The sequence below is a fragment of the Bacillus sp. S2(2019) genome (assembly GCF_005144805.1).
Taxonomy (GTDB): domain Bacteria; phylum Bacillota; class Bacilli; order Bacillales; family Bacillaceae; genus Bacillus; species Bacillus altitudinis.
This window is the reverse complement of record NZ_SWFL01000006.1, coordinates 71,754-98,017: the sequence shown is the minus strand read 5'-3', so window position 1 is coordinate 98,017 and position 26,264 is coordinate 71,754. Positions and strand designations below refer to the sequence as shown.

The 26,264-nt window shown below is 41.3% G+C and carries 27 protein-coding genes; 14 read left to right on the top strand and 13 right to left on the bottom strand.

The window, feature by feature from the left end:
- Window positions 1-11 precede the first annotated feature (11 nt).
- Entirely contained in the window at window positions 12-446 is a 435-nt protein-coding gene (locus tag FBF75_RS18365) for a hypothetical protein (RefSeq protein WP_017358788.1), read from the top strand.
- A gap of 246 nt (window positions 447-692) precedes the next feature.
- On the opposite strand, the gene FBF75_RS18360 is transcribed toward FBF75_RS18365, so the two are convergent.
- Window positions 693-4,973 (bottom strand): multifunctional 2',3'-cyclic-nucleotide 2'-phosphodiesterase/3'-nucleotidase/5'-nucleotidase, encoded by a 4,281-nt coding sequence (locus FBF75_RS18360; protein WP_099496388.1) that lies wholly within the window; start codon window positions 4,971-4,973, stop codon window positions 693-695.
- A gap of 254 nt (window positions 4,974-5,227) precedes the next feature.
- Between FBF75_RS18360 and FBF75_RS18355 the strand changes: the two genes are divergently transcribed.
- Window positions 5,228-5,746, top strand: a complete 519-nt coding sequence (locus FBF75_RS18355; protein WP_007496591.1) for a type 1 glutamine amidotransferase domain-containing protein — start codon at window positions 5,228-5,230, stop codon at window positions 5,744-5,746.
- Between the two features lie 107 nt (window positions 5,747-5,853).
- Here the strand turns inward: FBF75_RS18355 and FBF75_RS18350 are convergent, their stop codons facing one another.
- Complete coding sequence (locus FBF75_RS18350) at window positions 5,854-6,069, bottom strand: DUF1128 domain-containing protein (protein ID WP_008341757.1); 216 nt, start codon at window positions 6,067-6,069, stop codon at window positions 5,854-5,856.
- A 75-nt stretch (window positions 6,070-6,144) separates the two neighbouring features.
- Complete coding sequence (locus FBF75_RS18345) at window positions 6,145-7,500, bottom strand: alanine/glycine:cation symporter family protein (protein ID WP_076822848.1); 1,356 nt, start codon at window positions 7,498-7,500, stop codon at window positions 6,145-6,147.
- Window positions 7,501-7,674: 174 nt separating this feature from the next.
- Between FBF75_RS18345 and FBF75_RS18335 the strand changes: the two genes are divergently transcribed.
- From FBF75_RS18335 to FBF75_RS18325, 3 genes are read left to right on the top strand one after another with little or no spacing between them, the layout of a single operon-like run.
- Window positions 7,675-8,145, top strand: a complete 471-nt coding sequence (locus tag FBF75_RS18335; RefSeq protein ID WP_017358791.1) for a low molecular weight protein-tyrosine-phosphatase — start codon at window positions 7,675-7,677, stop codon at window positions 8,143-8,145.
- Between the two features lie 20 nt (window positions 8,146-8,165).
- On the top strand, window positions 8,166-8,498 hold the full coding sequence (locus FBF75_RS18330) for a hypothetical protein (RefSeq protein WP_007496597.1): 333 nt from the start codon (window positions 8,166-8,168) through the stop codon (window positions 8,496-8,498).
- Window positions 8,499-8,516: 18 nt separating this feature from the next.
- Window positions 8,517-9,335, top strand: a complete 819-nt coding sequence (locus tag FBF75_RS18325) for a YihY/virulence factor BrkB family protein (protein ID WP_017358792.1) — start codon at window positions 8,517-8,519, stop codon at window positions 9,333-9,335.
- Window positions 9,336-9,542: 207 nt separating this feature from the next.
- On the opposite strand, the gene FBF75_RS18320 is transcribed toward FBF75_RS18325, so the two are convergent.
- Together FBF75_RS18320 and FBF75_RS18315 are read right to left on the bottom strand one after the other, a co-directional pair.
- The gene (locus FBF75_RS18320) at window positions 9,543-10,052 is read right to left on the bottom strand and encodes a GNAT family N-acetyltransferase (protein WP_058336526.1); all 510 of its coding nucleotides are present in this window, start codon (window positions 10,050-10,052) and stop codon (window positions 9,543-9,545) included.
- A 14-nt stretch (window positions 10,053-10,066) separates the two neighbouring features.
- On the bottom strand, window positions 10,067-11,230 hold the full coding sequence (locus tag FBF75_RS18315; protein ID WP_136945056.1) for an MFS transporter: 1,164 nt from the start codon (window positions 11,228-11,230) through the stop codon (window positions 10,067-10,069).
- 75 nt (window positions 11,231-11,305) lie between these two features.
- Here FBF75_RS18315 and FBF75_RS18310 point away from each other — a divergent pair, with 75 nt between their 5' ends.
- The 3 genes from FBF75_RS18310 (at window position 11,306) to FBF75_RS18300 (ending at window position 13,666) form a co-directional block, all read left to right on the top strand.
- On the top strand, window positions 11,306-11,683 hold the full coding sequence (locus tag FBF75_RS18310) for an OsmC family protein (protein ID WP_041090698.1): 378 nt from the start codon (window positions 11,306-11,308) through the stop codon (window positions 11,681-11,683).
- 65 nt (window positions 11,684-11,748) lie between these two features.
- Complete coding sequence (gene cax / locus FBF75_RS18305; RefSeq protein WP_046527359.1) at window positions 11,749-12,816, top strand: calcium/proton exchanger; 1,068 nt, start codon at window positions 11,749-11,751, stop codon at window positions 12,814-12,816.
- 67 nt (window positions 12,817-12,883) lie between these two features.
- Entirely contained in the window at window positions 12,884-13,666 is a 783-nt protein-coding gene (locus FBF75_RS18300) for a YfkD famly protein (RefSeq protein WP_017358796.1), read from the top strand.
- A 374-nt stretch (window positions 13,667-14,040) separates the two neighbouring features.
- On the opposite strand, the gene FBF75_RS18290 is transcribed toward FBF75_RS18300, so the two are convergent.
- From FBF75_RS18290 to yfkAB, 4 genes are all read right to left on the bottom strand, one after another.
- On the bottom strand, window positions 14,041-14,760 hold the full coding sequence (locus FBF75_RS18290) for a YebC/PmpR family DNA-binding transcriptional regulator (protein WP_007496614.1): 720 nt from the start codon (window positions 14,758-14,760) through the stop codon (window positions 14,041-14,043).
- Window positions 14,761-14,892: 132 nt separating this feature from the next.
- Window positions 14,893-15,303 carry a nuclear transport factor 2 family protein gene (locus FBF75_RS18285; RefSeq protein WP_240692412.1) on the bottom strand — a complete coding sequence of 137 codons (411 nt, stop codon included), beginning with the start codon at window positions 15,301-15,303 and terminating at the stop codon, window positions 14,893-14,895.
- Between the two features lie 91 nt (window positions 15,304-15,394).
- Entirely contained in the window at window positions 15,395-16,231 is an 837-nt protein-coding gene (locus FBF75_RS18280; protein WP_061418371.1) for a mechanosensitive ion channel family protein, read from the bottom strand.
- Between the two features lie 7 nt (window positions 16,232-16,238).
- Entirely contained in the window at window positions 16,239-17,360 is a 1,122-nt protein-coding gene (yfkAB, locus tag FBF75_RS18275) for a radical SAM/CxCxxxxC motif protein YfkAB (protein WP_017358799.1), read from the bottom strand.
- Window positions 17,361-17,507: 147 nt separating this feature from the next.
- On the opposite strand from yfkAB, the gene FBF75_RS18270 reads away from it, so the two are divergent.
- Both FBF75_RS18270 and pdaA read left to right on the top strand, forming a co-directional pair.
- Window positions 17,508-17,699 carry an SE1561 family protein gene (locus tag FBF75_RS18270; RefSeq protein ID WP_003218031.1) on the top strand — a complete coding sequence of 64 codons (192 nt, stop codon included), beginning with the start codon at window positions 17,508-17,510 and terminating at the stop codon, window positions 17,697-17,699.
- 102 nt (window positions 17,700-17,801) lie between these two features.
- On the top strand, window positions 17,802-18,593 hold the full coding sequence (gene pdaA, locus FBF75_RS18265; RefSeq protein ID WP_136945055.1) for a delta-lactam-biosynthetic de-N-acetylase: 792 nt from the start codon (window positions 17,802-17,804) through the stop codon (window positions 18,591-18,593).
- Window positions 18,594-18,625: 32 nt separating this feature from the next.
- Here the strand turns inward: pdaA and FBF75_RS18260 are convergent, their stop codons facing one another.
- The 3 genes from FBF75_RS18260 to FBF75_RS18250 form a co-directional block, all read right to left on the bottom strand.
- The gene (locus FBF75_RS18260) at window positions 18,626-19,120 is read right to left on the bottom strand and encodes a DUF2716 domain-containing protein (RefSeq protein ID WP_136945054.1); all 495 of its coding nucleotides are present in this window, start codon (window positions 19,118-19,120) and stop codon (window positions 18,626-18,628) included.
- Between the two features lie 33 nt (window positions 19,121-19,153).
- On the bottom strand, window positions 19,154-20,113 hold the full coding sequence (gene corA, locus FBF75_RS18255; RefSeq protein WP_007496624.1) for a magnesium/cobalt transporter CorA: 960 nt from the start codon (window positions 20,111-20,113) through the stop codon (window positions 19,154-19,156).
- Window positions 20,114-20,244: 131 nt separating this feature from the next.
- Window positions 20,245-20,751: a hypothetical protein gene (locus tag FBF75_RS18250; RefSeq protein ID WP_007496625.1), complete on the bottom strand. Its 507-nt coding sequence runs from the start codon at window positions 20,749-20,751 to the stop codon at window positions 20,245-20,247.
- Between the two features lie 433 nt (window positions 20,752-21,184).
- On the opposite strand from FBF75_RS18250, the gene FBF75_RS18245 reads away from it, so the two are divergent.
- The 4 genes from FBF75_RS18245 (at window position 21,185) to FBF75_RS18230 (ending at window position 25,306) form a co-directional block, all read left to right on the top strand.
- Window positions 21,185-22,054, top strand: a complete 870-nt coding sequence (locus FBF75_RS18245) for a DNA-3-methyladenine glycosylase family protein (protein ID WP_017358802.1) — start codon at window positions 21,185-21,187, stop codon at window positions 22,052-22,054.
- Between the two features lie 102 nt (window positions 22,055-22,156).
- Window positions 22,157-23,542, top strand: a complete 1,386-nt coding sequence (gene rlmD / locus FBF75_RS18240; RefSeq protein ID WP_411266128.1) for a 23S rRNA (uracil(1939)-C(5))-methyltransferase RlmD — start codon at window positions 22,157-22,159, stop codon at window positions 23,540-23,542.
- A gap of 441 nt (window positions 23,543-23,983) precedes the next feature.
- A complete protein-coding gene (locus FBF75_RS18235) occupies window positions 23,984-24,745 on the top strand; it encodes a methyltransferase domain-containing protein (protein ID WP_377837153.1) in 762 nt (253 codons plus the stop codon).
- Between the two features lie 147 nt (window positions 24,746-24,892).
- Window positions 24,893-25,306 carry a DUF6508 domain-containing protein gene (locus FBF75_RS18230; protein ID WP_058214336.1) on the top strand — a complete coding sequence of 138 codons (414 nt, stop codon included), beginning with the start codon at window positions 24,893-24,895 and terminating at the stop codon, window positions 25,304-25,306.
- A gap of 29 nt (window positions 25,307-25,335) precedes the next feature.
- Here the strand turns inward: FBF75_RS18230 and FBF75_RS18225 are convergent, their stop codons facing one another.
- Window positions 25,336-26,220 (bottom strand): LysR family transcriptional regulator, encoded by an 885-nt coding sequence (locus FBF75_RS18225; RefSeq protein ID WP_058214335.1) that lies wholly within the window; start codon window positions 26,218-26,220, stop codon window positions 25,336-25,338.
- Between the last annotated feature and the right edge of the window lie 44 nt (window positions 26,221-26,264).

Below are 26,264 nucleotides of genomic sequence, written 5' to 3'. Positions count from 1 at the left end.
CAGGAGGAAAAATGATCAGACTGAATAGACCACTCAAATTACGAGATTTAGAAATTTTTAGCGTGATGAAAGGTCACAGGATTTTATGTTATGTCATCATTGAAGACACGCGAAAACCGTTTACGGAAGAAGATAGAAAATTAGAGCCATTATGTTATATGGATGAAGAAGACATTCAAGCGATTTTGAATGTATTTCATATTTCAATTATCAGTGATGAAACATTAAGTGAAGAAGATTCAACCCTTGTGAAATCGTACTTTGCTGAATTTGTGAATAACACGAACTTAACGAATTTCATTACGAGAGAATATGTTCAAAAGGATTTATATGCCGTTGATGATGAAGATGATATCACGTTCTTTAATAGAATGCTGCGTCATATAGGGTCAGATGATGTGAAAGAATTTGATGACCGTCATTGGATGTATTTATCCCAAGATTGATAGTGAGATGGAAAAAGGACAGAGCCGAAGCTCTGTCCCCAGCGTGTAGACAAACCCTCGCATTCGTTGTCAAATCTGTGCTCCGGTGCTCACGAATGTCAAATTCGCTCCGCTCCGGTGCTCGACTTTCCTAGACTGCAAAGGTTTTCTATCATGCTGAAAAGAAGACAAAGGGCTAAAATAAAGTCCATTTTAGCCCTCTGTCTTCAATCTGAAAGGACAGAGCCAATGCTCTGTCCTTTTCTATTAAGATGATACTTTGTTTCGTGTGCGCTTGCGCTGGTAGTAATAAAGGATACCGCCTGAGGCGAGCATGAGTAAGCCAATCAATACCGCTGTATACATCATCGTTGCCGTATTCGGCAGTGTGCCACCTGGCATGCTGCTTCCATCCTGACTTGGATCCGAACCGCCTGGAGCAGAAGTTCCACCGTCTCCGCCAGTTTGGTCTGGAGCTGTTCCAGCAGCTTCACTTTGATTGAGTACGGTGTATTCACTAAAGTGCTCCGTTTTACCTGAGACAATCCCGTTTTTGAATGAACCGTTACTTGTTTTGGCATAGCGGTTTTTCTCACGATCGACATAATAGACACCTGGTTTTTTCGCTTTTTCAGGCGCATCTAATGTAAAGGACAGTGTGACAGGATCTTTAAAGGTAGAGACATTTTTCTGATCTTGTTTGATTCGGAAATCGTATGTGTCGGTTAATGCGTTTTTCACTTTATTTGTTTTTGCCATTGATATATCTGCTTGTTGCTCTGACAAATTGGAGAGCGGTAATGCTAGACCGACTTTGTCATGATAGATGGTGACGTTTGGATCTTGCTCTCGTTTCTTCAGTTCAGCTACTTGTCCTTTTGATAGAGACAATTGAACCTTTTTCGCTTCGGTTGCTTTGTCTAAATAGAGCAATGCTTTGTTCGTATGCTGCACATACGTTTGGAATTTCTCATCATCTTGAATGTCATAGGCGCCTTTTCCTTTCAAGCGAGGAAGGAATACTTCTTTCACTCGATGGTCGATGACTGGAGAAATATGACCGTCTGCCTGTTCAATTTGTTCTTTGAAGATTTCATAGTCAACATAGCCTAAGTCTTCACCATGAGACGCTTCTGTAAAGACGCTGTAGCCATCACCGCCTGTGCCGACGAATGCGTTAGTCGCCACGCGGTATGTTTTCTGATCATCAATGTCAGTCAGATTGCCCTTTTGATCTTTCAATTTGACATCAATCAGTCTGCTGCCAGCTGGTTTACTCAGTGTAAACGTATATTCAATACCGGCTACATGAGGGAATGCGCCTCCGCCTTCTTCAATGCCTGAAAGACCTTGTTCAAGCGCTTTTTTAATTTGACTGCCTTTTAAATCTGCGACATATAGTGTGTTTCCAAAAGGCATCACAGTTAAAATATCCCCTAATGTGATATCTCCTTTTTCAATGCTGCCTCGAATACCACCGCCGTTTGTAATGGCAAGGTCAGCCCCAGCAGATTCTTGTGCTTTCTTTAACATGCCATCTGCAATAAAGTTTCCAAGGTTCGTTTCCTTTGCACGGACGTGTTCACGTTGTCCATCTAAAAAGACATCTGACGTCCCGACTTTTTCGGTTTTTAAATCTTGGATATCTGCCTTGTACTGATCAAGAATCGCTTTTGCGTCCGCATCTTCTTTCACAGAGTCGTCGATCGTGATGAGGTCAAAAGTAGATTCTTTTGGCTGTACGACGCCTTTTTTGTCAAAGGCCACGTCTACTTTTCCTAAAAATTGTCCGTAGTCTTTTACTTGCGCAACAATCGTTGGTTCTTTTTTATTGATGACCTTTAATTTTTCAACAAGGGTGTGGGTGTGACCACCAATGATGAGATCAATGCCATCTACTTTTTGAGCCAGTTCTAGATCACGGTTATAGCCAATATGTGTGAGCGCAATAATTTTATTGATTTTTTCTTTAGTTTGAATGGTTTTGACTGTTTCTTTTGCTTTTTTGTATGCATCTTGAAATTGAATGTTGGGACCACTGCTGGATGTAATCGCTGTGTCTTCAGTGGTTAGACCAAATACAGCGACCTTTTCACCATTTACGTCAAGTAGAATGTAAGGGTAAATGCCAGCTTCTTTTTTCTCACCAGCTTTAAATGTTGCTGGTTTTTTCACTAAATCGCTTAACTGTTTTTCCTTAGAGACATTCACGTTTGATGACACGATCGGGAAGTTCGGTTTTTCAAACTGGTGACGGTTTTTAGCATCTACACTGGATGCATCACCTGTCAGGAATTGACGAAGGACAGATGGACCTTTGTCAAATTCATGATTCCCGAACGTCATGGCATCGTATTTCATTAAGTTCATCAGTTTCAGATCGGCAAGTCCTTGCCATTTTGTGAAATAGAGATCACCAGAGAAGACATCTCCAGCGTCTAATAAAATATTGTTTTCGCTTTGGGCGCGAACTTCTTTGATCTTGGTTGCGCGTCTTGCTGCATCATCCAGATGTGCATGTGTATCGTTTGTATGCATCACCGTTAAATGCCAATTGTCTGTTGCAGGTGGTTCTGTTGTACCATCATCTTTAAACGCTAGCTTGTACACGCCAAGTCCGTCTGTGCTGGCATTCCGAATAAAGTCGACGCTGCTTGATTTCTCTGCGAACGGTTTTGCAAGTAGAGAAGATTCAAAGGTGACTGTTGCGCCTTTTACTGGTGCAATGGACCAGTTTTGATCTGCGCTTGGGTTAATGGTTTTTTGTTCAATAATATAATCCATCAGCACTTGGCGGTTCTCATCTGCTGAGGCGAGCACCACTTTATCTTGTGTGAGGTGCGGGAACCCTCCGCCGCCAGATGCACGGTAGTTGTTTGTCACGACTAAAAATTCTTGATTGTCAGAAACGGGTTTTCCGTTGTAAGACAAGTTTTTGATGCGGTTCGCACTAGCGTTAACAAGTGTGCCTGTTGTGCTGTATTTAGCAGGCTGTGTGACATCTACTTGGTACGTCACACCATCGATCACATCAAAATTATATGAGCGGTATTCTTCGTTTAAAATAGGCTGTTCATTTGAAGTATTTGGTTTGATTTGGTTAAACTGACCAGCAGACATTTCAAGCCAGTCTTTTACTTCACTGCCTTTTAGTTTTACAATCTGCACGGTGTTATCGTAAAGGTAAAGATCACCGATGTTTTTAATCGCTAAATCACCTTTTGCGATATTTGTATAATAGTTCACACCATTGCGTCCGCCGGCTTTAAATGGTGCACCTGCAGAGAGAATCGGCAAGTTTTTGTACGAAGTATCTTTCATTTTTTCTTGTGCATACCATTTCTGGGCATCTGTCACGATTTGAATAGAAGGGTCATCCATCACTTGAGCGAAAAAGCTGTTAATGTCTGCTTCTGTTTTTCCAACTGGCTTTCTGACGTAATCTAGGGTGTTTTGGTGAGTTGTTTGAATGGCATTTTTCACTGTACTGTTTTGAGATGTCACCCCGGCAACGGATTCGATTTTGCCTGTTCCGTCTGTGACTTTCCAGTTGCTTCCGTCTGGTTCTAGCGTTAAATCAATGACCCCGAGGTAGCTTCCCCAGTTTTTTGACATGACGACAGGAATGCCATTAATGGTTCCCTTTGCGACATCAAATTTGTCAACGCCGCTATATTCAGCGCTTGGGAATGTGCCATGCTGGTGGCCAGACACAATCGCATCAATGCCTTTTGTTTTCGTGGCAAGGTCAAAGATCATATTTTCTGATCCTTTAGGTGAAGCTGTTTTTTCAATTCCTGTATGAGCAAGAGCGACGATGACATCTGCGCCTTTTGCTTTCATTTCTGGAATGGTTTCATTGGCAGACTCCACAATATCTTGCACTTGAACTTGTCCATCTAAATGTTTCTTATCCCACGTCATAATTTGTGGTGGTACGAATCCTATGTAACCGACTTTCACAGTTTGGGAGGCTCCGTTTGCATCTTTAAAGGTTTTATCCTGAATGACATAAGGAGTAAATCGGTGTTCTCCGTTTAACTTTTTGACGTTCGCATTGACAATCGGGAAGTTGGCGCCCGCAATGGTACCGTCAAGAAAAGATAAACCGTAGTTAAATTCATGATTGCCGAGTGTACCTGCATCATATTTTAATTTGTTGAGTGTATGAATAATGGGGTGAACCTTTGTTTGATTGATGATGCTGTCTTTTTCATTTTTATAAACGTATTCTCCAAGAGGGGTTCCTTGAATCAGGTCTCCGTTATCAACAAGGAGTGTATTAGGATTTTGTGAACGGTGCTTGTCAATCAGCTCGGCTGTTTTTGCCAAACCGAATTCATTTGTTTCTTTGTCGCTGTAATAATCGTAATTCATCATGTTCGCATGAACATCCGTTGTGGCTAAGATACTGACCTTTACGGCGCTGCCGCTTTCTGTTTCTGCATGAGTAGGTACTGCTGGGAGAATGAGACTAATCAACATAATGGAAGTGAGCAGAATAGACAGGTTTTTCCTTCGTTTAGACCTATGTGCTTGCTTCTTCACCTGATCTCCGCCTTTCTAATTTTTTTGACCACAATACCTATTGTAGAAATGTTTCGTTAACTTTTGTAGTTATTTTTTGCAGATTATTGTAAAGATAACATAAATCATACGAATTACCTTGTTAAGGGAATGTGAATGAGTCTAAATGCTTATTTTTATGAAAGGGGGTTTTCTCATAGGGATAGGATGTTTGATTTCAATTGGTGGGGGTATAGTGTGTAGTGTAAACGATAATCAAGCAGGAGGGTTTCTACATGGGTAAGAAAATTGCAGTTGTCTTAACAGATTACTTTGAGGATGTTGAATTCACCGAGCCTGCAAAAGCCTTTAAAGACGCAGGCCATGAGATCACAGTAATTGAAAACGAAAAAGGAAAAACAGTGAAAGGAAAGCAAGGAGAGGCAGAAGTAAGAGTCGATGCGTCTATCGATAACGTGAAACCAGAAGACTTCGATGCACTTCTGATTCCTGGCGGCTTCTCACCAGACATTCTGCGTGCGGATGATCGCTACGTGCAATTCACAAAAGCCTTTATGGACGAGAAAAAACCAGTATTTGCGATCTGTCATGGACCGCAATTGCTTATTACAGCGAAGACGCTGGAAGGAAGAGGCGCGACCGGCTATACATCCATTCAAGTAGATATGGAAAACGCAGGCGCCAAATTCAAAGATGAAGAAGTCGTCGTTTGTCAGGATCAGCTTGTCACAAGCCGTACACCTGATGACATTCCAGCATTTAACCGTGAATCATTAAAACTGCTCGCAAAATAAGTAGTTTTGACAGGATAAACAAAGCCAGCACCTCGCGAGGTGCTGGCTTTTTCTGTGCATGGATGTAAGAAAGCGGCGTCAACCGCAATTCAGTATCAGGTGCACGATTATTTTCTTAAGCTTTTCAGTTCGCTTGCAATGGCTTGCATTTCACTTGGGCTGAATGAAGATTTTTTCATCACCATTTGGTGAAGAAATTCAATATCTTCATACTTATCTGGACTGAAGTCTTCGGCTTTGATGACTCCAATATTCAGCATATTGAGCTTTTGCGAAATGTCTTCAATCAGCTGATTGACTTCAGCCGCTTTTTGCTGTGACAAGGGCGGCACGTCCTTTCCTGCATGTGTCGAATAATATGTCTATTTTAACAGAAAAGCAAAAGAATAAAAGGGCTATTATGACGACACTGAAATGTTTTTTTCCTTTTTCTCCTCTTTGATCTTATCAATGATTCGTTTGGATTCAAACACCACAACACCTGATAAACCGATGAGGCCAATTAAGTTTGGAATGGCCATCAGCCCATTGAGCATATCTGCTACGCCCCAGACGAAGTCATTCTTAAACACGGCACCGAAAAAGACAGCTATCACAAACACGATGCGGTAATACATGACGTACGAATCCTTCGCCAAATATGTAAAGCATTTCTCTCCATAATAGGACCAGCCAATGATGGTTGAATAGGCAAATAGGAGCAGCCCGATTGCCACGATGGTTGAGCCAGCTGGACCGAGGAAGTGAGCAAAGGATAACGAAGTCAGCGCATCACTTTTTTCTGTTAAATACATATCTGCCATGACAATCGTAATGCCAGTGATAGAACAAACAATGATGGTGTCAATAAACACTTGCGTCATAGAGACGAGCGCTTGACGGGCAGGCATATCCGTTTTCGCAGCTGCAGCAGCAATTGGTGCTGATCCAAGACCAGCTTCATTGGAAAAGACTCCTCGTGCGACACCCCAGCGAATGACAGTTCCAATTGCACCACCTGCTACGGCTTGACCTGTAAAGGCATCTGAAAAAATCAGCCCAACTGCGCCTGGAACAAGATCAGCATTCATGACAAGAATGATCAGACCACAAATGACGTAAAATAAAGCCATGACTGGTACAAAAATAGATGTCACTCGGCCGATACTTTTAATTCCGCCTAAAATCACGAGTGCCGTAAAGGCAGTAATGATGATACCTGTTACCCATGTTGGAATTTGAAAAGTAGAATTCATGACGCCTGAGATGGAATTAGACTGTACCAGGTTGCCGATCCCAAAGGCAGCACTGGCACCGAAAACAGCAAATAGCACCCCTAGCCATTTCTGTTTTAAGCCATGCTCTAAATAATACATAGGTCCGCCAGACATTTCGCCTTTTTCGTTTTTGACCCTGTATTTCACAGCAAGAACTGCTTCTGCAAACTTGGTGGCCATCCCGAAAAATGCAGCAAACCACATCCAAAATACTGCACCAGGACCACCTGCAATGACAGCTGAGGCAACACCGACGATATTCCCTGTACCGACAGTTGCAGCAAGAGCCGTCATTAATGCTTGGAAATGGGAGATATCTCCCTCTGATGTTTTGTCTTGTTTTGAAAAAGCGAGCTTTAAAGAATAAGGAAGTAATCTAATTTGAATGAAGAGGATGCGAAAGGTGAGGTAGATTCCAGTACCAACAATTAAAATCAACAGGGGAGGCCCCCACAAAAAATTGTTCATCGTCGTGACAAACTGCTCAATGATTCCCATCTAATGTCCCCCTTTGTTTGTGTAATTCTCCTAAAGTTTCTCCTTTTTTTGTGTATTTTGTCAATGCCGATGGGAGTTTTTCTTGCAAAGTTTCCAAAAGAAAAAGGGCTTGATATGATAGAGAAAAGGTTTTCCAAAGGGATTCTTAGGGAAAAGATAGGAGGAGAATGAAGGATGATTCATGTATTATTTGTGTGCCTCGGCAATATTTGCAGGTCACCGATGGCAGAGGCGATGTTTAGAAAACGAGTCGAAGACGAAGGGCTGAGTGAACACTTTGTGATTGATTCAGCAGGCATTGGCGGCTGGCATCAAGGCAGTCCTCCGCATGAAGGAACACGAAAGCTGCTTGATGAAAAGGGTATCAGCTATGAAGGAATGACTGCAAGACAAATCATGGATAAGGATATCACCACATACGACTATATCATTGCGATGGATGCTGAAAATGTAGGCGCCCTCCGCAGTTTAGCTGGCTATGGAAAACATCACTTTATTGGCCGTCTTCTTGACTTTGTAGAAGACGACGATCGAGACGATGTGCCAGATCCTTATTACACTGGGAACTTTGAGGAAGTACATGATTTAATTGAAACAGGAATTGATCGTTTTTTGACGTATGTAAAAAAAGAGAGACACCTTTAACTGAAAGGAGATCAGATGAGATGGAAGAGAACAAACAAATCGTGCTTCGGGGAGCTGTTATAGGCGCAGCCTGCGGCATATTGCTGACATTATTTCATCGTCCAACAAGAACTGCACTGAAAGAAAAATGGAATGACTGCCAGCAAAAGCTGGATGAATACCGCCTGGAACCTGGCAAGATGTCTGCTTGCGTAAAGGGAAAAATGGAAGAAACGAAGCAATTGATGAGAACGGTCTCAGATGATTTGTCTTTTCTGAATGAACAGGTGAATCAGTTAAAGGAAACAACACCAAAGGTATTAGAGATTATTGAAGAAACAAAGGATCACTTTCAAAAGAAACAGAAAGATTGATCATTGGAGATGAGGCGTATGGGTTTTGTTAAAGCGTTAATTGGACGCTTTTTGCTGCATGAAGGACCAGCAAAATCAGCTGAGCTTGCGTATTTCTTTTTGCTTTCATTATTTCCGTTTCTCATCTTCGTGCTGACGCTTGTTGGTTATTTGCCGCTGACATCAAAGGATGTTCTAAGCGTCATTTCTGGTTATGCGCCAGAGGGAGCGCTTTCGATGATTGAATCCATTGCCGAAGAGACGCTGAATAACCGTAACGGCGGATTGTTGTCATTCGGGATTATTGCGGCACTCTGGTCTGCATCCAACGGTATTAATGCGGTTGTCAGAGCATTTAACCATGCTTACGAAGTCGAGGAAAATCGTTCCTTCATTCTCGTACGTTTAACATCGATTATCTTAACCATTGCGATGGTGCTTACGATTATTTTTGCCTTGATGCTGCCTGTCTTTGGAAAAGAGCTTGGCTTATTCGTTGCCAAATTAGTAGGGCAGTCAGATGCGTTTCTCACCATTTGGACAGCCATGAGGTGGATTATTAGTCCACTGATTTTACTGATTGTTTTTACATCCCTATATTATTTTGCCCCTAACATTAGGCTGAAATTGAAATTTGTGCTGCCGGGTGCCATATTCGCAGCTGTTGGCTGGATTCTCGTCAGCATGCTGTTCTCATTTTATGTAGGCGAATTTGCTAACTATAGTGCGATGTACGGAAGCATTGGGGGAATCATTATATTAATGATCTGGTTTTATTTAACCGGCATTATGATCATCCTCGGCGGCGAGCTCAATGCGCTTTTACATAAGCGTAAAATCGTACCAGGCAAGGTGTGAAGAAATCTGGGCATCCTAAAGAAGAACGAACATGTTCAATCTTGACGGATGGGGGAATACCGAATGTCTAAACAATCGAAAAAAGGCGGAAGCAACACAAAACAAAACAAAGGCCATCAGCCAAAGCACAAAACAAGCGGAAGTGCGAATGGGCAAAATGGGTATCACTAGATGAAAAAACTCCTCTGCATAGGTGCAGGGGAGTTTTTAATGATTCAGTTTCCATATATAACGCTTCAGGAGAAAAGTTGAATCAGGCTTTGGCTGATAGTTTGGATCGAGCTGAAAGCCCGCTTTCATCGCAACACGTTCACTTCTGACATGCCCAACAGGACAAAAGATTTCAAATTCATCGACTTCTGGAGCAAAGGCATCTGTCATACATTTCACTGTTTTGGTCACAATACCTTGCCCTTGCGCATCTTCACCAATCCAATACCCAATATTGCCTATCGGATGCTGAAACGTCATGCGGAATACACCGATTAATTGATCGTTTAATACGATACCCGCTTCTATATCTTTTTTTTCAGCATAGGCAGTGCGGGCAGATTGAATAAATGATTGAACATCTTCTATGCGATGACAGTGATTCACCCATGGTAGCCACTCTCCCAAGTGATCTTTATTCTGCTGGATAAGTGCAAATAATGCCTCTGCATCTGCTACTTGTAAACACGCCAATTTTAAGTCATCTGAAATGTTAAATGTAAACAAAATAGATCCTCCATTTAGTTACTTTCAACCACTGCCAGCGTCTTCCCAAATCGAACACAACAAAACACAAATAAAATCACAATGCTGACAAGGTAAAGTAAATTCATGCCCTCGAACGTCTGCACAAAGAATCCGCCAAGAACCGGACCGAGAATACTTCCTGCACTAAACGCCATCCCGCACATCAAATTCCCAGCAGGCAGCAGATGCTTTGGCAATAAGTCCGTCATATAACTGATGCCAAGTGAGAAGGTCGAACCTACAGCCATACCTGCGATAAAGAAACAGATCGCAACAGCCAAAACGGACTGAATGAAAATCCCTGCTAAAAGGAAAAAGAATGAACCGACGAGTGTCACAACTAAAATCATGCGTCGTCTGCCGAAACGGTCACTCAGCATCCCGAGAGGAAGCTGAAAAACAATACTCCCAATCGCAAACGCAGGTAAAATAAACGCAACAGCATCTATCGTCACCCCGCTTCTCAGCGCATACACAGGGAAGTTACTATTGAGCGTCGTTTCTAAAAAGCCATAGCAAAACGGCATCATAAACGCTACCCAGCCAAATTGAAACGCCTTCTTGAAGCGCTTCAAACTATTTGTCTGCTCTGACGTCTGCATTTCACCTGTATCAGGATATGTATTTTTTAAAACAAACACAAGCAGCCAAATACACAAACTAACTGCACCAGACACAATAAACGGCAAGGATGGATTGATTTCAATGAGTGGTGTTAAAAAAGGGCCAGCGGCAAAACCGAGTCCAAAGGATAACCCATACAATGAAATATTTCGCCCGCGATTTCTAGATGAAGAGGCATAGGTTACCCACGTCTGTGTGGAGAAATGAAGCATATGATCACCGATGCCGATCATCAGCCGCAAGAAGAACCAGACGGCATAAGATTCAATAAAGACAAAACTAAATAAACTTAAAAAGACAGCAGCGCCCCCAATGACGATCAATGGTTTAAATCCGAAGCGGCGCAGCGGCGCTTCCATAAAAGGAGACGCAAGCAGCACGCCGAGATATAAGCCTGTGGCATGCAGTCCGTTTAACGTCGGGGAAGTGCCGGCATGTTCGAAAATAATCGAAATAACTGGCAGTAACGCTCCCTGTGAAAAACCAGATACGGATACAAGTAAAATTAAAATCATAAAATGAATTCTCGACATAAGAAGCTCCTTACAAGTTCATGCTTTCATCGTACAATGGAACCATAGGGGTTTCAATAGAAAGGTGGAAAAGGAATGAAGCTGATATACGAAAATGATCGGTGGGTCGCTAATGCTGATCAAAGGCAGCTACATATTTCAGGAAATGAAGAAGCGGGATACAGGCCGTATCAATTGTTCACCTCGGCTATTGCGGGCTGTTTTGGAGAAATGGTCATTCATGTATGCCGGAAAAAACGAATATCCTATCAAGGACTGACCATTACGCCTGAAACGACAAGAGAAGGAACTGTAAACAAAATCACTCATATTCATTTACATATGATCTTTGAAAGCATCAGCACCTCTGATGAACAGCTGGAAAAAGTAATGAAACTTGCGTTGAAGCATTGCTCCATGGTGCAATCCGTGAAAGGAACGATTGATATCACCCTTTCACACGAACGAATCTAAATGTATATGATGCCGGCACTCACGAAAGAATAACAGTCAGATATGATGTAAAGGAGATTGGCTGTATGAATCGTTTGTTTCTTGTGATTGTCGCAATCGGTGTTCCATTATCTGTAATTGGTAGTTTTCTTCATTTTCCGCAGGCTGTCATGTTCGCCGTCTATTGTATCGCCATCATCGGTCTTGCAAGTTATATGGGAAGAGCGACAGAGAGTCTTGCCATTATAGCGGGACCAAGAATTGGTGGGTTATTAAACGCTACTTTTGGAAATGCAGTGGAATTAATCATTTCATTTTTTGCATTAAAACAAGGACTCACCGCCATTGTCCTTGCTTCACTCACTGGCTCAGTGATCGGCAATTTACTGCTCGTGGCTGGATTGTCTTTTTTCGTTGGCGGATTGAAATTTAAACGACAAGAGTTCAATGTCCACGATGCAAGGCATAACTCTGGGCTGCTTATGTTTGCGATTATTGTGGCATTTGTCATTCCAGAAGTCTTTTCCATAGGGATGGCAGAAGATCGTCAATTTGTTTTAAGTATCGGCATTAGCATCGTGATGATTTTGCTTTATGTCGCAGCACTCTATTTCAAACTGGTCAGCCACAGAGGTGTTTATGTTGCCAAGCAGGAAATTACGGAAGGAGAAGCAGCGACGGAAGAAGAAACACCAGAATGGTCTGGGAAGTTTGCCACGGCGATTTTACTCCTTGCGACAATTGCTGTGGCGTATATTTCAGAGCGGCTCGTCCATACATTTGACACAGTCGGAGAACAGTTTGGCTGGAGTGAACTGTTTATCGGGGTCATCATTGTTGCGATTGTCGGTAATGCAGCAGAACACGCATCTGCTGTCATTATGGCGTATAAAAACAAAATGGATGTCGCGGTCGAAATTGCTTTCGGTTCTACGCTTCAAGTCGCCATGATGGTCGCACCGATCCTTGTGATCAGCTCTCTGTTTTTTGAAAAGCAAATGCCACTGATCTTCTCATTACCAGAACTCATTGCCATGGCATCCTCTGTTTTACTAACCGTGATCCTTTCAAATGATGGGGATACGAACTGGTTTGAAGGTGCTACATTGCTCGCTGCCTATTTCATTATGGCGATTGGATTTTTCCTTTTATAATCTTTTGTGGATAAGGGACGTCTTTCGGGAAAATACTATGGAAAAATGAATGAGAAAGAGTGATGATATGAAAAAGATGCCCCGCATCATGTTTGTTGTTCTCTTATCCTTAAGTTTCCTATACAGTTTTCCAGCCGAGGCAGCAAAGCCGTTTAAGGTGCCATCGTCTGTCGCCAGTATCTCAAAGGAAAATACGTATCCAAATGCGTCACAAGATCAACCGCTGCTACAGCCGAGCGAGCTGACGGCCGAATTATTTAAAACAACAAGTGTACCAATTGAAAATACACATTTAATTAAAATGCTGAATGAATCCAGTATATCAGGTACACCGCTAGCAGTTGGCTACAGGGCAACGATTTTTCTTGGAAGATGGGCACTTAGCTATGATTCAAACGAAACCGTCGCCAATTGGGAATACAAAAAAGTGAACACGAATCACATTGATAATAGAGGCGGAAACAAAACAGCCATCGGCAAATATGTGCAAAAGCAACAAGTAAAAGTAAGTGGAGGGCTCACAGCAAAAGTACCAAACCCAGAAGATGTGAAAACATTGATGATGCAAAAAGCCATCCAAAAAACAAAACTTCCGCTCGCCTTCGACACAGTGATTGGTGCAGGAACAAAGCGAGATCAGTCCTACCACGTATCTCCGAAAAAAGCAGCATCCCTGCATGCATACGCTCCAGCCATTAACGAAAAAGGAAAGGTTACTTACGGAGAAGTGTATCTTGTGCTCAAGGGAAATAAACGCAAACTTGTCGTAAAAAATGTGACCTCACAAGGAATCGGCGCTTGGATTCCTGTTCAGGATCACCTGACGTTTGGGTTTCAAGGGATGAATTAAAAACAGTCATCTCCTCTTACCAAGGGGAGATGACTGTTTTTTGATTAAGATGTCCTATCTTTTTTCTTTTTCATTTCATGAATGTAAAAATCAAAGGCGTTATATAAAAACCATACAAAGAAAAGAAAGAGAAAGACTTTAGTGAATATCGTCAAATTGTTGAAAATTAAGCATAGGCCAATAAAAGGGAGGATCATAAAGCCATAATACGAAAACCACCATGTTTTAAAAATGAAACTCAGCTCCTTGGTTATTTGTGGAAACGACTGTTTCTTCATATTACATGGTCTTGAGTAGAACGTAAACCTTACCTAGACAATAAAAAAGCCAACGCGGAAGTTGAATGAATCCAACAACTACGATGGCTTAGCTGATTATTCCCCTAAATCCACATTATGATAAACTTGCTGCACGTCTTCAAGCTCTTCTAATACATCGATGAGTTTTTCAAATTGTGCTTTCGATTCATCATCTAATGTCACTTCGTTTTGAGGCAGCATTGTGATTTCGGCTACAGTAAATTCTTCTACGCCTGCCTGTTTGAACGCTTCTTGAACTTGATGGAATTGATCTGGTTCAGCGTAGACGATCACCGTATCATCTTCTTCCATAATGTCACGTACATCAATGTCTGCTTCCATTAAAAGTTCAAGCGTTTCTTCTTCACTTTTCCCCTCGACACCGATCACCGCTGTTTGGTCAAACATGTAAGCAACAGATCCACTGACGCCCATATTTCCGCCGTTTTTCCCAAATGCTGCACGAACATCAGACGCTGTGCGGTTGACGTTATTGGTCAGGGCATCAACGATCACCATAGATCCGTTTGGACCAAATCCTTCGTAACGCAGCTCATCGAAGTTCTCTTCTGCGCCGCCTTTTGCTTTTTCAATCGCACGGTCCACAATGTGTTTTGGGACACTATATGTTTTTGCACGTTCTAGGACAAAACGAAGTGCTTGGTTTGATTCTGGATTTGGCTCACCTTGCTTGGCAGCCACATAGATTTCACGCCCGAATTTTGCGTAAATACGACTTGTATTGGCATCCTTTGATGCTTTCTTTTCTTTAATGTTGTTCCATTTACGACCCATCTTATTCACTCTCTTTCAATTAGTAAATACACAGTATGAGGGTCCCCATGCTGCATGAAATCAATCTGCTTTCTATTATACATGAATCAGTCAAGAGGATAGAAGTAAGAGGGCTGAAATGAAAGGAATTTCTTAGCTGATATGTCCAAGTTGTTCAAGCGTCTTATTTTTCTCATGCGGTCTAGTCAGCTCATCACACCGAATGATTCTACCATCTAATAAAGTAAATAACGCCATCACATCTATTAGACCGTGGTCTCCTGTGGACAGCTCAACATGTACAGTGTAACGAAAACACCCTTGCTGAGTCTCTTCATCAAACAACATATCATGAAAGGCGGGGATGTCGAGCTGTTTGGTCATGACTTTTAATGTGGAGAGATGCTTTTTAAATTCTTCAAGGGAAGAGACCTTTCCATCAGTGACTTGCTGATAATCTGAAGAAAAATAAGTCTCCACCTTTTCTATATCTAATTGGATTAACACCTCTTGATACATTTGCTTAATAAAAAAAATCGCTTCAGTTTTTCTCAATGTAAACATCCTTCCTTTTAGTTAATTGGTTAACTATATAATATTATAATTAACCGGTTAACTAAAAACAATCAAAAAAATAACCCCATCACAAATGAGGTTATTTTGCAGGCTGTGGATAGACGAGATCCTCAAGCAATTTCACATCATGCTGATGAAGTTGTGTGATCATTTCTTTTCGCACAGCGAGGGCGGCTTCGAAGTATTTTTCATCCTCGACCATTCCTTTTACGGTGATCTCAATCCCGCGATTCAATTTATTGAGCCCCATAATGCCATGAACCTGAAAAGGTTCAATGGCGTTTTGGAATTCATCTTTTTTCAGTAAATCATGATGCATTTGATTTAACTGATCACATGCTGTTTCTAGCGCCTTGAAAGCAATATCAGGATTTTGGTTTGCGCTGATCAAGACTGACTCTGTGATACGCATGTAGTGCATATTGTAGTTTTGGATTTGACGAATGTCTCCGTTTGAAATGGTTAAAAGCTTGCCGCTCCATTCTCTAATTTGCAAAGACCGGAGACCAATTTCTTCAATGGTTCCGTTAAAAAGATTATTGACCGTCACATAATCACCTTTATGAATTTGCCTTTCATAAATGAGGAAGATGCCGGCTAAAATATCACGAATCAAGGTCTGAGCGCCAAAACCAATGACAATTCCAGCAACACCAGCCCCCGCAAGAATCTTCCCAAAGTCATGAAAAAATAGAGAAATCACATATAAGACAAAACATATGGAAGCTGTATACTTTGAAACCGATTTGACCAAGCTCTCAATCGTTTTTTTCTTTTTATCTTCAATGAATTCAGTTCGTTTAAAGAAAATCTGAAGCGCTTTGTTGATCATAAAGACGGCAAGCCAAAGAATGAAGCCAACAAGGAGAATTTCAATGTATTTGTTCTTGACCACTGTCAGAAATGTTTCGTCCATCTATCGGTTACCCCCTGGCTGTACGAGAAGTAAAATCAACATCTTGATAATAACTGTTTTTCACAAGAACATTCGGACCAAGGCATTGCACACTTGGGCAATGACAATTCAGTTCTTTTGCCAATTTTGTGTTCATCCAGCGTGTATAAGCTGATTGCAACGTATCGGTTTCAATATTTCCTAATGGTGGTGTATCGCCAAAGTCTGTCACAATAATATTCCCATCAAAAATATTCACATTCAACCGTGAACGGCCATCAGGGTCATTTCGTACTGTCACATTTTTCGCTTGACGCAATCGAGTCAAGAGGCGCTGGTCTTCTTCATCTGTGCTGCATGAATAAAATGGCAATGTGCCAAACAGCATCCATGTGTTCTCATCACGAACATCGAGCAACTGATGAATCGCATCCCGCATTTGTGGAAGCGACAATGATTCAAGGGCGCTCGCAAAATCACTTGGATACATCGGATGAACTTCGTGGCGCTGGCATTTCATCTCGTCCACGATTTGACGATGAATGTGTTCAATATAAGGAAGCGTACGCTTATTCAGCATCGTTTCAGCAGATACGGTTACACCCGCTTTCACAAGGGCCTGACTATTCTCAATCATGCGGTTAAACAATTTCTCGCGCTGCTCAAAGGTTGGCTTTCGGTCCATCATTGCAAAACCAACCGTAGCAAACTCTTCGACCGTCCCCCAGTTATGTGAAATGTGTAGGACATCCAAGTATGGAATAATCTCTTCATATCGAGCCAAATCAAGTGTTAAATTCGAATTAATTTGGGTACGGACGCCGCGTTCATGGGCATACTTTAATAAAGGAACGACATATTCCCGTACAGATTTCAGAGACAGCATCGGCTCTCCGCCTGTGATGCTAAGGGAACGCAAGAGTGGTACTTCATCTAAACGGCGAAGCAGTAAATCGAGTGGCAGTGCATTCGGATCTTTTGGCTGCAAAGTATAGCCAACCGCACAGTGCTCACATCTCATGTTACACAACGTCGTTGTCGTCAATTCAATATTTGTCAGCTTCATTTCTCCGTAATCCTGCACATCGAGATAGGCTTCCCAAGGGTCGAATGCAGGTGTAATCGGACGAAGTGCTGTTTTTTGGTTCATGGTATCTATCTCCTTTTCATTCGGGCAAACATAGACCCGCCAACAGTTAATTTTAAGCCCCATCACCGTTATACGCAAGAGGGGACACAATTGATTTACAAAGGAAAAAAAGATAAGCTATAAACAAATGCTAAAGGGAGTGTATCTATGGGCAAGGCAGCAGACAGCAAAGAGCAGCAGGTTGATTATTTAAAGAACCGATTAGATATGTTTATGAATGTGATTGATTCATTAGATCCTGAATCCACAGACGTTGAGGATATAGACAGACTCATCCAGATGATTGACGACCTAGAAGCGAAATATGAACGGTTTAAAACCGATTGGAAGGAAGAATAGCTCGCGCTAATGCGGGCTTTTTTCTTTAAATTGGCAGGTCAAAAAGTGTATGAGTACCCGGTATATTCTGCACAATAGAAGAAAAACCGGGAAGTGACGTAAATGAAAAAATGCATACTGATCTGTCTATGTGCGCTTTTTGTATCGATGCCTTTTTCAAACTTAGAAGCCGTGTCTAATCAGCCGATTCATTGGGGATTTGCTAAAAGCAAAGAGCACATGCCAGCAGATGCCGGCAAGGAACTGACGACACTCTTAAAGAAATATGATGCTTTCTATTTAGGAAATACGAAAAAGAAAGAGATTTATTTTACTTTCGACAATGGCTATGAAAATGGGTACACACCCAAAATCTTGGACGTGCTGAAAAAACATCAAGTACCCGGCACCTTTTTTGTGACTGGGCACTTCGTAAAGGACCAGCCCAAGCTCATCAAACGTATGGCAGAGGAAGGTCATATTATTGGAAACCATTCCTATCACCATCCAGATTTAACAACAAAGAGCACGAAAGAAATCAAAGAAGAGCTGGATCGTGTCAATGAAGCGGTATACAAAATCACAGGAAAACAAGATAACCTCTACCTTCGTCCACCGCGCGGGGTGTTCAGTGAAAGGGTACTAAAGGAAACGAAACAGCTTGGCTACCAAACCGTTTTCTGGTCAGTAGCGTTTGTAGATTGGCATATCCACCATCAAAAAGGAAAACAGTATGCGTACAATCAAATGATGAAACAGGCGCATCCGGGTGCCATTTACTTACTTCATACCGTCTCAAGGGACAATGCCGAGGCACTTGATGATGCCATCACTGCTTTAAAAAAACAAGGATATACCTTTAAAAGCTTAGACGATCTCATGCTTGAAAAAGTATGGCATCTCCCTCAGCTATAGAAAAAGCTTGCAGACACTGCAAGCTTTTTGACTTATCCTTCTCTTATTTTACGCTGGAACAAAAGGGGACGATGACGAGTAAAGGAGTCAATCAAGCCCTCACCGAAAATCGTGATGCTTTGCTCCCAAGGATGTCCTAGTAAACCCCAGGTCATCTCTTTTGATAAAAAGAAATAGTCATCTCCATTTGGGAGCACAGGAACTCTCCATTCTCCAAATTCATCTTTTTCAAATGAGCCGTATGGTGTGATCCAATAGCATTCGTGCTGCCAATCAAGTACCTGCATATATTCGCCGGTTCCGGTGATATTCTCCTGAAAAGACAGCAGTGCCTTCTTTTCAAGGTCTTCATCCCCACTTAGGAGAGAAGGGTCCTCGAAATAAGCAGAGATATCATATGTGATGTAAGGAGATGGTGCTTGAAAACCGGGAAAGCGAGAGATGCTTGGGTTAAATTTAAACTTTTGATCAAATGTTTTCCATGCGTACTTTAGTTCTTTGTCTGTCAGTGGAATCCAGTTTTCCATAGTATCTCCCTTTCAAGTACTTCTCTCAAAAAACTATTTGAAAATCCTAAACCATCCTTTATGTTTAAACCACAAAAGCATCCCTGAGACAAGCAAACCCATGAAAATCAGTACGCCAAAATAGCCATATTTCCAGTGTAATTCAGGCATGTTATCAAAGTTCATCCCATACACCCCAACAATAAAGGTCAGTGGAATAAAAATCGTCGAAACAATGGTCAGTGTCATCATGATGGCATTCATTCGATTGGAATTTAGTGTTTGATAGCTGTCTCGTAAATCGGCTGTCATATCACGGTTTGACTCAACGATCTCTGTTAGTTTCAATAGATGATCATAAATATCATTAAAATATGCTTGCCGGTTTGCATCGCTTTTCATCATATTCGTGTTCACAATTCGATATAAGAGGTCCCTCATCGGGATAATGGTTCTGCGCAGTTTGAGCAAATCGGATCGAATCCCGAATACTTCGTTCATTAATGTACCATACGTTTTATGCCCTTCTTCATCCTCGATTTCATTGAGCCTGTCCTCAATTTGATAAATAATAGGAAAATAATCATCGACGAGCTGGTCAATCAGCATATAAGCCATATGCTCTGGACCGCTCTCTCGTGCTTTATCAGACCCTTTGAGCTTTCGAATGACTCGATCAATGTAGGGTGCTTCCTTCAAATGAAAAGTAACGATATAGTTTTCTCCAACAAACAGGTCGACTTCCTCAGATCGAAGTGTTTTTTGATTGAGGGCATGAAGAACGAAAAATAAATACCCTTCATAAAAATCAAGCTTCGGCCGCTGTAAATAATGGAAGCAATCTTCAATCGCAAGCGGATGGAACTGAAAAAATTCCTTTAACAGTGCTGCTTCCTTTTCCGTTGGCGCATAAAAATCAATCCAATACCAGGCAATATCGGGGCTTGAAAGCTGCTGCAATGTTGCATGTTCAATCAAGTCGCCGTTTTTTGTCACTGCAAGTTTTTTCAGCATGTGCACCCCTCCAGACTTGCATTATATCATGAAGCAGCAGCGGTGAACTTATACGTTTTCACCATAAAAAAGCCGATCTCATCGCTGAGATCGGTCCAATGTGCGTGTATGATTGATGGATAAAGCGAGAATTAAGGACGACGGAAGTTGACGAAACCACCGTTACGGTCGAACCAACCTCTAAATGCCCAGTTGATGTAACCGCCATCACCTTTGTTTGTGAAAGATCCATTTTCAAATACCCAAACTCCGTACGTAATGCTTCCGTATTTAACAGTAGCAAACGTTTTAACACCGTTGAAACGAGTCTCATAGCCTTGGCTTAAGTTAAATACCATAACATTGTATTTTGCGCCAGCAGCATAGAAAGCAGACTCCATTAATCCTTTGACAAAGCCTTCACGGTTTGTGTTAGCATTTGCAGCATTAATTAATGCATTGGCAATTCCAAGTACGTCAAAGTTAATGTTAACATTTGTCGCATTTGTCGTTGCTTTACCTTCAGCAGCTTTGTTTAACACAGTTTGCTGAATAGTTGTTGAAACTGGAGCAGTTTTTTGCTCAGCAGCGTCAGCGAATACTGGTAGTGTCGAAGAAACAGCAGTGGCAAGGGCAACAGAAAGAATTGTTTTTTTCATTGGTCGGATCTCCTTTGTTTTTAAATTTTGGGTCTTCTTTTAGTAAAACGTGAAACTAGGTGAAGCCGGTTATCAATGAGGTAAATATGTTCCTGCAAGATGAAACAAATGATTGCCTAATCCGCTAATTCCTTTGTTCACCTCCTTGATATGTCATAATTATACAAATATTTTTGGAATAGAAGATATCACCCATAGGTTCTATTTCTAATTTAAGGAAAATGATCCTAAAATGTTGAAGATTGCTGTCGAATTTTAGCTAAATTCGACTAAAAATTTTCATCTATCCAAAAGGAGAATGACCATAAATAAGGAAGATATAACTGATAAATTCTTGTACTCTTTATATTTAAAAGTATTCAATATAGAGAATCATTCATGCAAAGTGAAACAATCACATCTGCGTGTGTTGACAGAAAGGAAGAGGAAAAACATGTGGGAAAAACACCTATTGGTTGAACCGCCCTATCACTTCGATCAAGTGCTGAGACGTTTGTCGAGCGATCCATTAAAGGCGGTCGATCTGGATAAAAGAGAAATCAAAGTACCGATGAGGCTGAATCATAAACCGTACATTGCAGTCGTTCAAGCGACAGGAACAAAAGAAGCACCTTCGTTCCGGGTACAGGCTAACGGGCCGGAGGAAGCCATCCTTTCTGAGGTGAAGCGGATATTTGGCATGGAGCATCAATTACATGCCGTGCATGACCATTTTGCTCAAACAAATCTTGCGCCCATTTTTGAACGTCATATCGGAACGCCGCTTATGCTGGATTTCCATCTATATCATTGCTTGATGAAATGCATCATTCATCAACAGCTCAATCTTGCATTTGCTTATGAGCTGACGAAACGGTTTGTTCATACGTATGGTGAGCAAATCGACGGCGTTTGGTTTGACCCTTTACCGGAAACCATTGCATCACTTGAAACCGATGATTTGAGAAAACTGCAATTCAGTCAGCGAAAAGCGGAATATGTGATTGATGTCTCAAAGCGAATAGTGAGCGGCTCTCTGAATTTAGAAGAATTACACGACTTAACGGATATTGAAATTGAAGAACGTCTGCTTCCGATTAGAGGGATTGGACCTTGGACGGTTCAAAATGTCCTCATGAATGGACTTGGAAGACCAAATCTCTTTCCAATGGCAGATATCGGGATTCAAAATGCGATCAAACGTCACTTTGACCTGCCAGAAAAGCCAACAAAAGAAGAGATGGCAGTTTTAAGCAAGGAGTGGGCACCGTATTTAAGCTACGCCTCCCTTTATTTATGGAGAAGTATAGAGACAGATAAATAATTGAAAGGCATTTTCGCTCTTCGTCCAAGTCGTGATATACTATTCAGATGGAATAAAATGAGGACAACTGATAAAGGTTTAAATAGAACGGAGAGAATAAACGTGAAAGAAAAACAGCAAGGAGCCCTTCTGCAAAAGGGACAGCAGTTCCCGCTTACCATTAAACGCCTTGGAATTAATGGGGAAGGGGTCGGTTATTTTAAAAAGCAAGTGGTCTTTGTCCCAGGTGCACTTCCAGGTGAGGAAGTAGTAGTTGAAGCAACGAATGTTCAAGCGAAATATGCAGAAGGTACGGTGAGGAAAGTCCGCAAGCGCTCAGAACATCGAGTCAAACCGCCATGCCCAGTATACGAAGAGTGCGGCGGCTGTCAGCTTCAACATTTGGCGTATGAGCAGCAGTTAAAGGAAAAACGCGATATTGTCATTCAATCAATGGAGCGTCATACAAAGCTGTCGGTTGAAAAGATCGACATTAGACCAACAATCGGTATGGAAGATCCATGGCACTATCGGAATAAAAGTCAGTTCCAAGTCGGAAGATCACATAGCGGCGACATCATCGCAGGGCTTTATGGGCTGAATTCCCATAAACTTGTCCCAATCAAGGAATGTATCGTCCAGCATCCGAAAACGAACAAAACAACAGGCGTCGTCCGCAAAACTTTAGAGAAATTCGGCGTATCTGTCTACAACGAGCGGACAAGAAAAGGCGACGTACGCTCGATTGTTGTGCGTGTTGGCTTTGAAACAGGTGAAGTCCAAGTCGTCCTTGTCACATCAAAGCCTGAGTTTCCAAAGAAAAAAGAAATCGCCGAAGCCATTCAAAAACGTCTGCCAGAAGTGACGTCTATTATGCACAATATCAATGGCGAAAAAACGTCAGTCATCTTCGGCCATAAAACATCTCACCTAGCTGGCAATATGGTCATTCAAGAATTTTTAGGAGACGTCTCATTTGAATTGAGTGCACGTGCTTTCTTCCAATTGAATCCGAAGCAGACGCTAAAGCTTTACGATGAAGCGAAAAAAGCGGCCAAACTGACAGGCAAAGAAAAGGTTGTCGATGCGTATTGCGGCGTTGGGACCATTGGGATGTGGCTTTCAGATGGCGCAAAAGAAGTAAGAGGAATGGATGTCATCAAAGAATCAATTGATGACGCGAAGAAAAATGCCAAAAAACACGGCCTGAAAAACGCAACCTATGTGACAGGAACAGCTGAACATTGGCTGCCAAAATGGGTCAAAGAAGGCTTCCGTCCTGACGTCATCGTCGTCGACCCGCCAAGAACCGGCTGCGAGCGCACCTTCTTAGACACCGTCAAACAAGTCAAACCAAAACGCTTTGTCTACGTCTCTTGCAACCCATCCACACTAGCAAAAGACCTTGAATACATGTCAAAAGACTACAAAATCGAATACATGCAACCAGTGGATATGTTTCCGCATACGGCTCATGTGGAGTGTGTAGTGTCTTTATCTCTTAAATAAAAAGGGAATGACAGCTATGATAGACCAAAATGCATTCAAACGATTCCAACTATATATGGACCCACAGCAGACGAAATTGGTGGACCGAAAACAGCAATAGAAAAGGCAGTAACTAAATGAAAAAACCCTTCCAACAGGAGGGGTTTTACTTTAACTAACAATCTATTTTTTCCTAAGCTCTTTTTTCGTATTCTCTTCTATCATTGTACTTAGACCTCTATAATGAGACATCCATCATGAACTCTCGATTCTCAAACAAAATCATGTCTTACTCAAATATCAGTTGAATGAATTTTGGAATGAATGTCAAAAATCAAGATTCTTACAGGGAGTTATTGAATATGAGACTAAAAGAACATGAAATATAACAACTTTATATATTCGTAAGAGGCCCACCTATTATTTAATCATTAAAACTGCAAAATGATAATTGGAGGGATTATGATGAATGACAAACAGTTTTCTTCATTTATAAAACAAGCAGATGAACCTTTTGTTGGGTGGGATTTCTCATTCATATCTGAAACTGGAAGAATGAAAAGTGAGTTGCTTTCATGGTCATATGGTAGTATAGCTACTTCTCTTGTTCAAAGTGCAAAATCAATGCTGGACATGGGAACAGGTGGTGGAGAGTTTTTATCAAAATTAAGACCTTTTCCAACATCAGTTTATGCTACAGAAGGTTACTTACCTAATGTACCTGTCGCAAAAGAACGATTAACCCCTTTAGGAGTTAAGGTAGTTCAAATTTCTAATGATGAAAATTTGCCGTTTGAGACTGGAAAATTTAATCTTATCATCAATCAACATGAGTCATTTTCATCTCAAGAGGTGAGAAGAATTATCTCGAAAGAAGGTATTTTTCTAACTCAACAAGTCGGTGGACTCGATTGCATAGAGATTAATGAGAATCTAAGGGTACCAATAAATGAAGAATTTATTGATTGGAACTTAAAGCTAGCTTTAAAAGAGATACAGGAGAATCATTTTGAGGTGTTGAAAAGTGCTGAAGAGTTCCCCATTCTAAGATTTTATGATATCGGAGCATTGGTGTATTATCTAAAAGCAATTCCTTGGCAAGTGCCAGGTTTTGAAATAAGTAATTTCAAGGATGAATTATACACCATTCATAAAACCATTGAACAAAAGGGTTATTTTGACGCAAAACAACACCGATTTATGATTTTAGCTAAAGCAATTTAGTTGGAAATGGAGCCTTCGATCTATTTGAAGGCTCCAGCTTAATTCTGAACTAATGTCATTCCTGTATGCACGATACATGGCCTGAAAATGTTTCCTTTTATTATTGTCGGACTTGAAAGCATTCTAAAAAAATAGAGGAGGATAACGATGAGTCAATTTGAGATTCTGACAAAATACATACCGAAGCTTCAGGAGGATCATATCGGAGAATGGGTGATCGATCAAGAAAATGATGGAATAGCTGAACGCCCAATCCAGATGCCTTTTGTGAATTATTCAGAAACGGTCCAACGCTTTATTGAAGATGTCTATACCTTTGCAGAACAGCATCAAGAAATGGAACTTATCCACTATAGAGAAATCCTCAAAGAAAATGGCATTGAATGGGGAACGAACGATATGGAGCATGTGGACATTTCAAATTTAAATGCACAGTGTGTACTTGCTCTCATCATGGGGGTTTTGAGAGCTGAGCGATTTAGTGAGGGAGCCATATTCAATTTCTTTAAAAGTGGAGCGATCTTGAAATGGCTTGAAAGATTAAAAAACCTAGATGTATGAAATCTAGGTTTTTTGTTTTTGATACGAGATCACGAGCATGTGAATTGCTCCGCTTCTTGACGAAATAGATTAAGCAGCAGCTGCTTGGTGTTTTCCAGAGAGAGATGGGGGTCCTTATGAGTTAAGACTCCTATCGGGATAAAAGGGTCCTCCATTTCAATTGGAATTTTCACAAACTCGTCTGATAATGGGGTAGAGGAAAGGACGACGCCGACAGAGGGAAATCCCTTTAGAAATGATGGAATGGCTGAAATCTGGCTGACGGTATAAGTGAAGGGCTCCACATTTATTCTTGAAAGTTCCTTTTGTAACTTCATGTGATATAAACAACTTTCCCCGCCTATGATCAGAGGCTGTTCATAAAGTTCCTTGATCAATGAGATCGTTCCAACTTGATCTGCCTGCTGTTTTGCAATAATAAAAGACATTTCCTCCTTGTACAACTCCTCAAACGGAAGTGTGTTCATCACAGGTTCCCCTGCAATAGCAAAATCGATCTCCCCCTGGAGGAGCTGCTTGTGAAGGAAATCTGTATTACCGATGATAAAGTGGCATGTGATATTCGGTTTTTGCTTTCTGAATGTTTGAAGGACGGAAGGAAGAATAGAGACAGCAATTGGTTCTATGACGCCTATATTCAAGGTTCCGATTTCTTCTTTTTGGAGTTTTTGTGATTGCTCTAATACAAAATGCCAATGGAGTATCAACTGATCAATCTCTTTGGCAAACAATTGTCCTGAAGGGGTTAATTCAGCCTCCCATCCTCTTACAAACAATTGAAATCCTAACTCCTTTTCTAATCGTTTAATCTGATTCGTTATGGTCGACTGTGCATAATTCAATTTTTGAGCGGCTTTTGAGAAGGTCCCTTCCTGAATCACGGCTTGAAATGCTTTTAACTCTTTTAGGTCCATTTCTAATATTCTCCATTCGATATATGAATACATTTTTATATATT

Excerpts from the sequence above, each read along its gene's own strand:
- corA (WP_007496624.1), bottom strand. The coding sequence starts at position 20,113 with ATGCTGAAAAAACTTGCAGTGACAAAAAACGGCGACTTGATTGAACAT.
- FBF75_RS18330 (WP_007496597.1), top strand. The coding sequence starts at position 8,166 with ATGGAAGAGAACAAACAAATCGTGCTTCGGGGAGCTGTTATAGGCGCA.
- FBF75_RS18290 (WP_007496614.1), bottom strand. The coding sequence starts at position 14,760 with ATGGGTCGTAAATGGAACAACATTAAAGAAAAGAAAGCATCAAAGGAT.
- yfkAB (WP_017358799.1), bottom strand. The coding sequence starts at position 17,360 with ATGAACCAAAAAACAGCACTTCGTCCGATTACACCTGCATTCGACCCT.
- FBF75_RS18235 (WP_377837153.1), top strand. The coding sequence starts at position 23,984 with ATGATGAATGACAAACAGTTTTCTTCATTTATAAAACAAGCAGATGAA.
- FBF75_RS18335 (WP_017358791.1), top strand. The coding sequence starts at position 7,675 with ATGATTCATGTATTATTTGTGTGCCTCGGCAATATTTGCAGGTCACCG.
- FBF75_RS18325 (WP_017358792.1), top strand. The coding sequence starts at position 8,517 with ATGGGTTTTGTTAAAGCGTTAATTGGACGCTTTTTGCTGCATGAAGGA.
- FBF75_RS18225 (WP_058214335.1), bottom strand. The coding sequence starts at position 26,220 with ATGGACCTAAAAGAGTTAAAAGCATTTCAAGCCGTGATTCAGGAAGGG.
- FBF75_RS18310 (WP_041090698.1), top strand. The coding sequence starts at position 11,306 with ATGAAGCTGATATACGAAAATGATCGGTGGGTCGCTAATGCTGATCAA.
- FBF75_RS18315 (WP_136945056.1), bottom strand. The coding sequence starts at position 11,230 with ATGTCGAGAATTCATTTTATGATTTTAATTTTACTTGTATCCGTATCT.
- FBF75_RS18260 (WP_136945054.1), bottom strand. The coding sequence starts at position 19,120 with ATGGAAAACTGGATTCCACTGACAGACAAAGAACTAAAGTACGCATGG.
- FBF75_RS18245 (WP_017358802.1), top strand. The coding sequence starts at position 21,185 with ATGTGGGAAAAACACCTATTGGTTGAACCGCCCTATCACTTCGATCAA.
- FBF75_RS18300 (WP_017358796.1), top strand. The coding sequence starts at position 12,884 with ATGAAAAAGATGCCCCGCATCATGTTTGTTGTTCTCTTATCCTTAAGT.
- pdaA (WP_136945055.1), top strand. The coding sequence starts at position 17,802 with ATGAAAAAATGCATACTGATCTGTCTATGTGCGCTTTTTGTATCGATG.
- FBF75_RS18365 (WP_017358788.1), top strand. The coding sequence starts at position 12 with ATGATCAGACTGAATAGACCACTCAAATTACGAGATTTAGAAATTTTT.
- FBF75_RS18250 (WP_007496625.1), bottom strand. The coding sequence starts at position 20,751 with ATGAAAAAAACAATTCTTTCTGTTGCCCTTGCCACTGCTGTTTCTTCG.
- FBF75_RS18345 (WP_076822848.1), bottom strand. The coding sequence starts at position 7,500 with ATGGGAATCATTGAGCAGTTTGTCACGACGATGAACAATTTTTTGTGG.
- FBF75_RS18280 (WP_061418371.1), bottom strand. The coding sequence starts at position 16,231 with ATGGACGAAACATTTCTGACAGTGGTCAAGAACAAATACATTGAAATT.
- FBF75_RS18285 (WP_240692412.1), bottom strand. The coding sequence starts at position 15,303 with ATGTTTACATTGAGAAAAACTGAAGCGATTTTTTTTATTAAGCAAATG.
- FBF75_RS18230 (WP_058214336.1), top strand. The coding sequence starts at position 24,893 with ATGAGTCAATTTGAGATTCTGACAAAATACATACCGAAGCTTCAGGAG.
- FBF75_RS18270 (WP_003218031.1), top strand. The coding sequence starts at position 17,508 with ATGGGCAAGGCAGCAGACAGCAAAGAGCAGCAGGTTGATTATTTAAAG.
- cax (WP_046527359.1), top strand. The coding sequence starts at position 11,749 with ATGAATCGTTTGTTTCTTGTGATTGTCGCAATCGGTGTTCCATTATCT.
- FBF75_RS18355 (WP_007496591.1), top strand. The coding sequence starts at position 5,228 with ATGGGTAAGAAAATTGCAGTTGTCTTAACAGATTACTTTGAGGATGTT.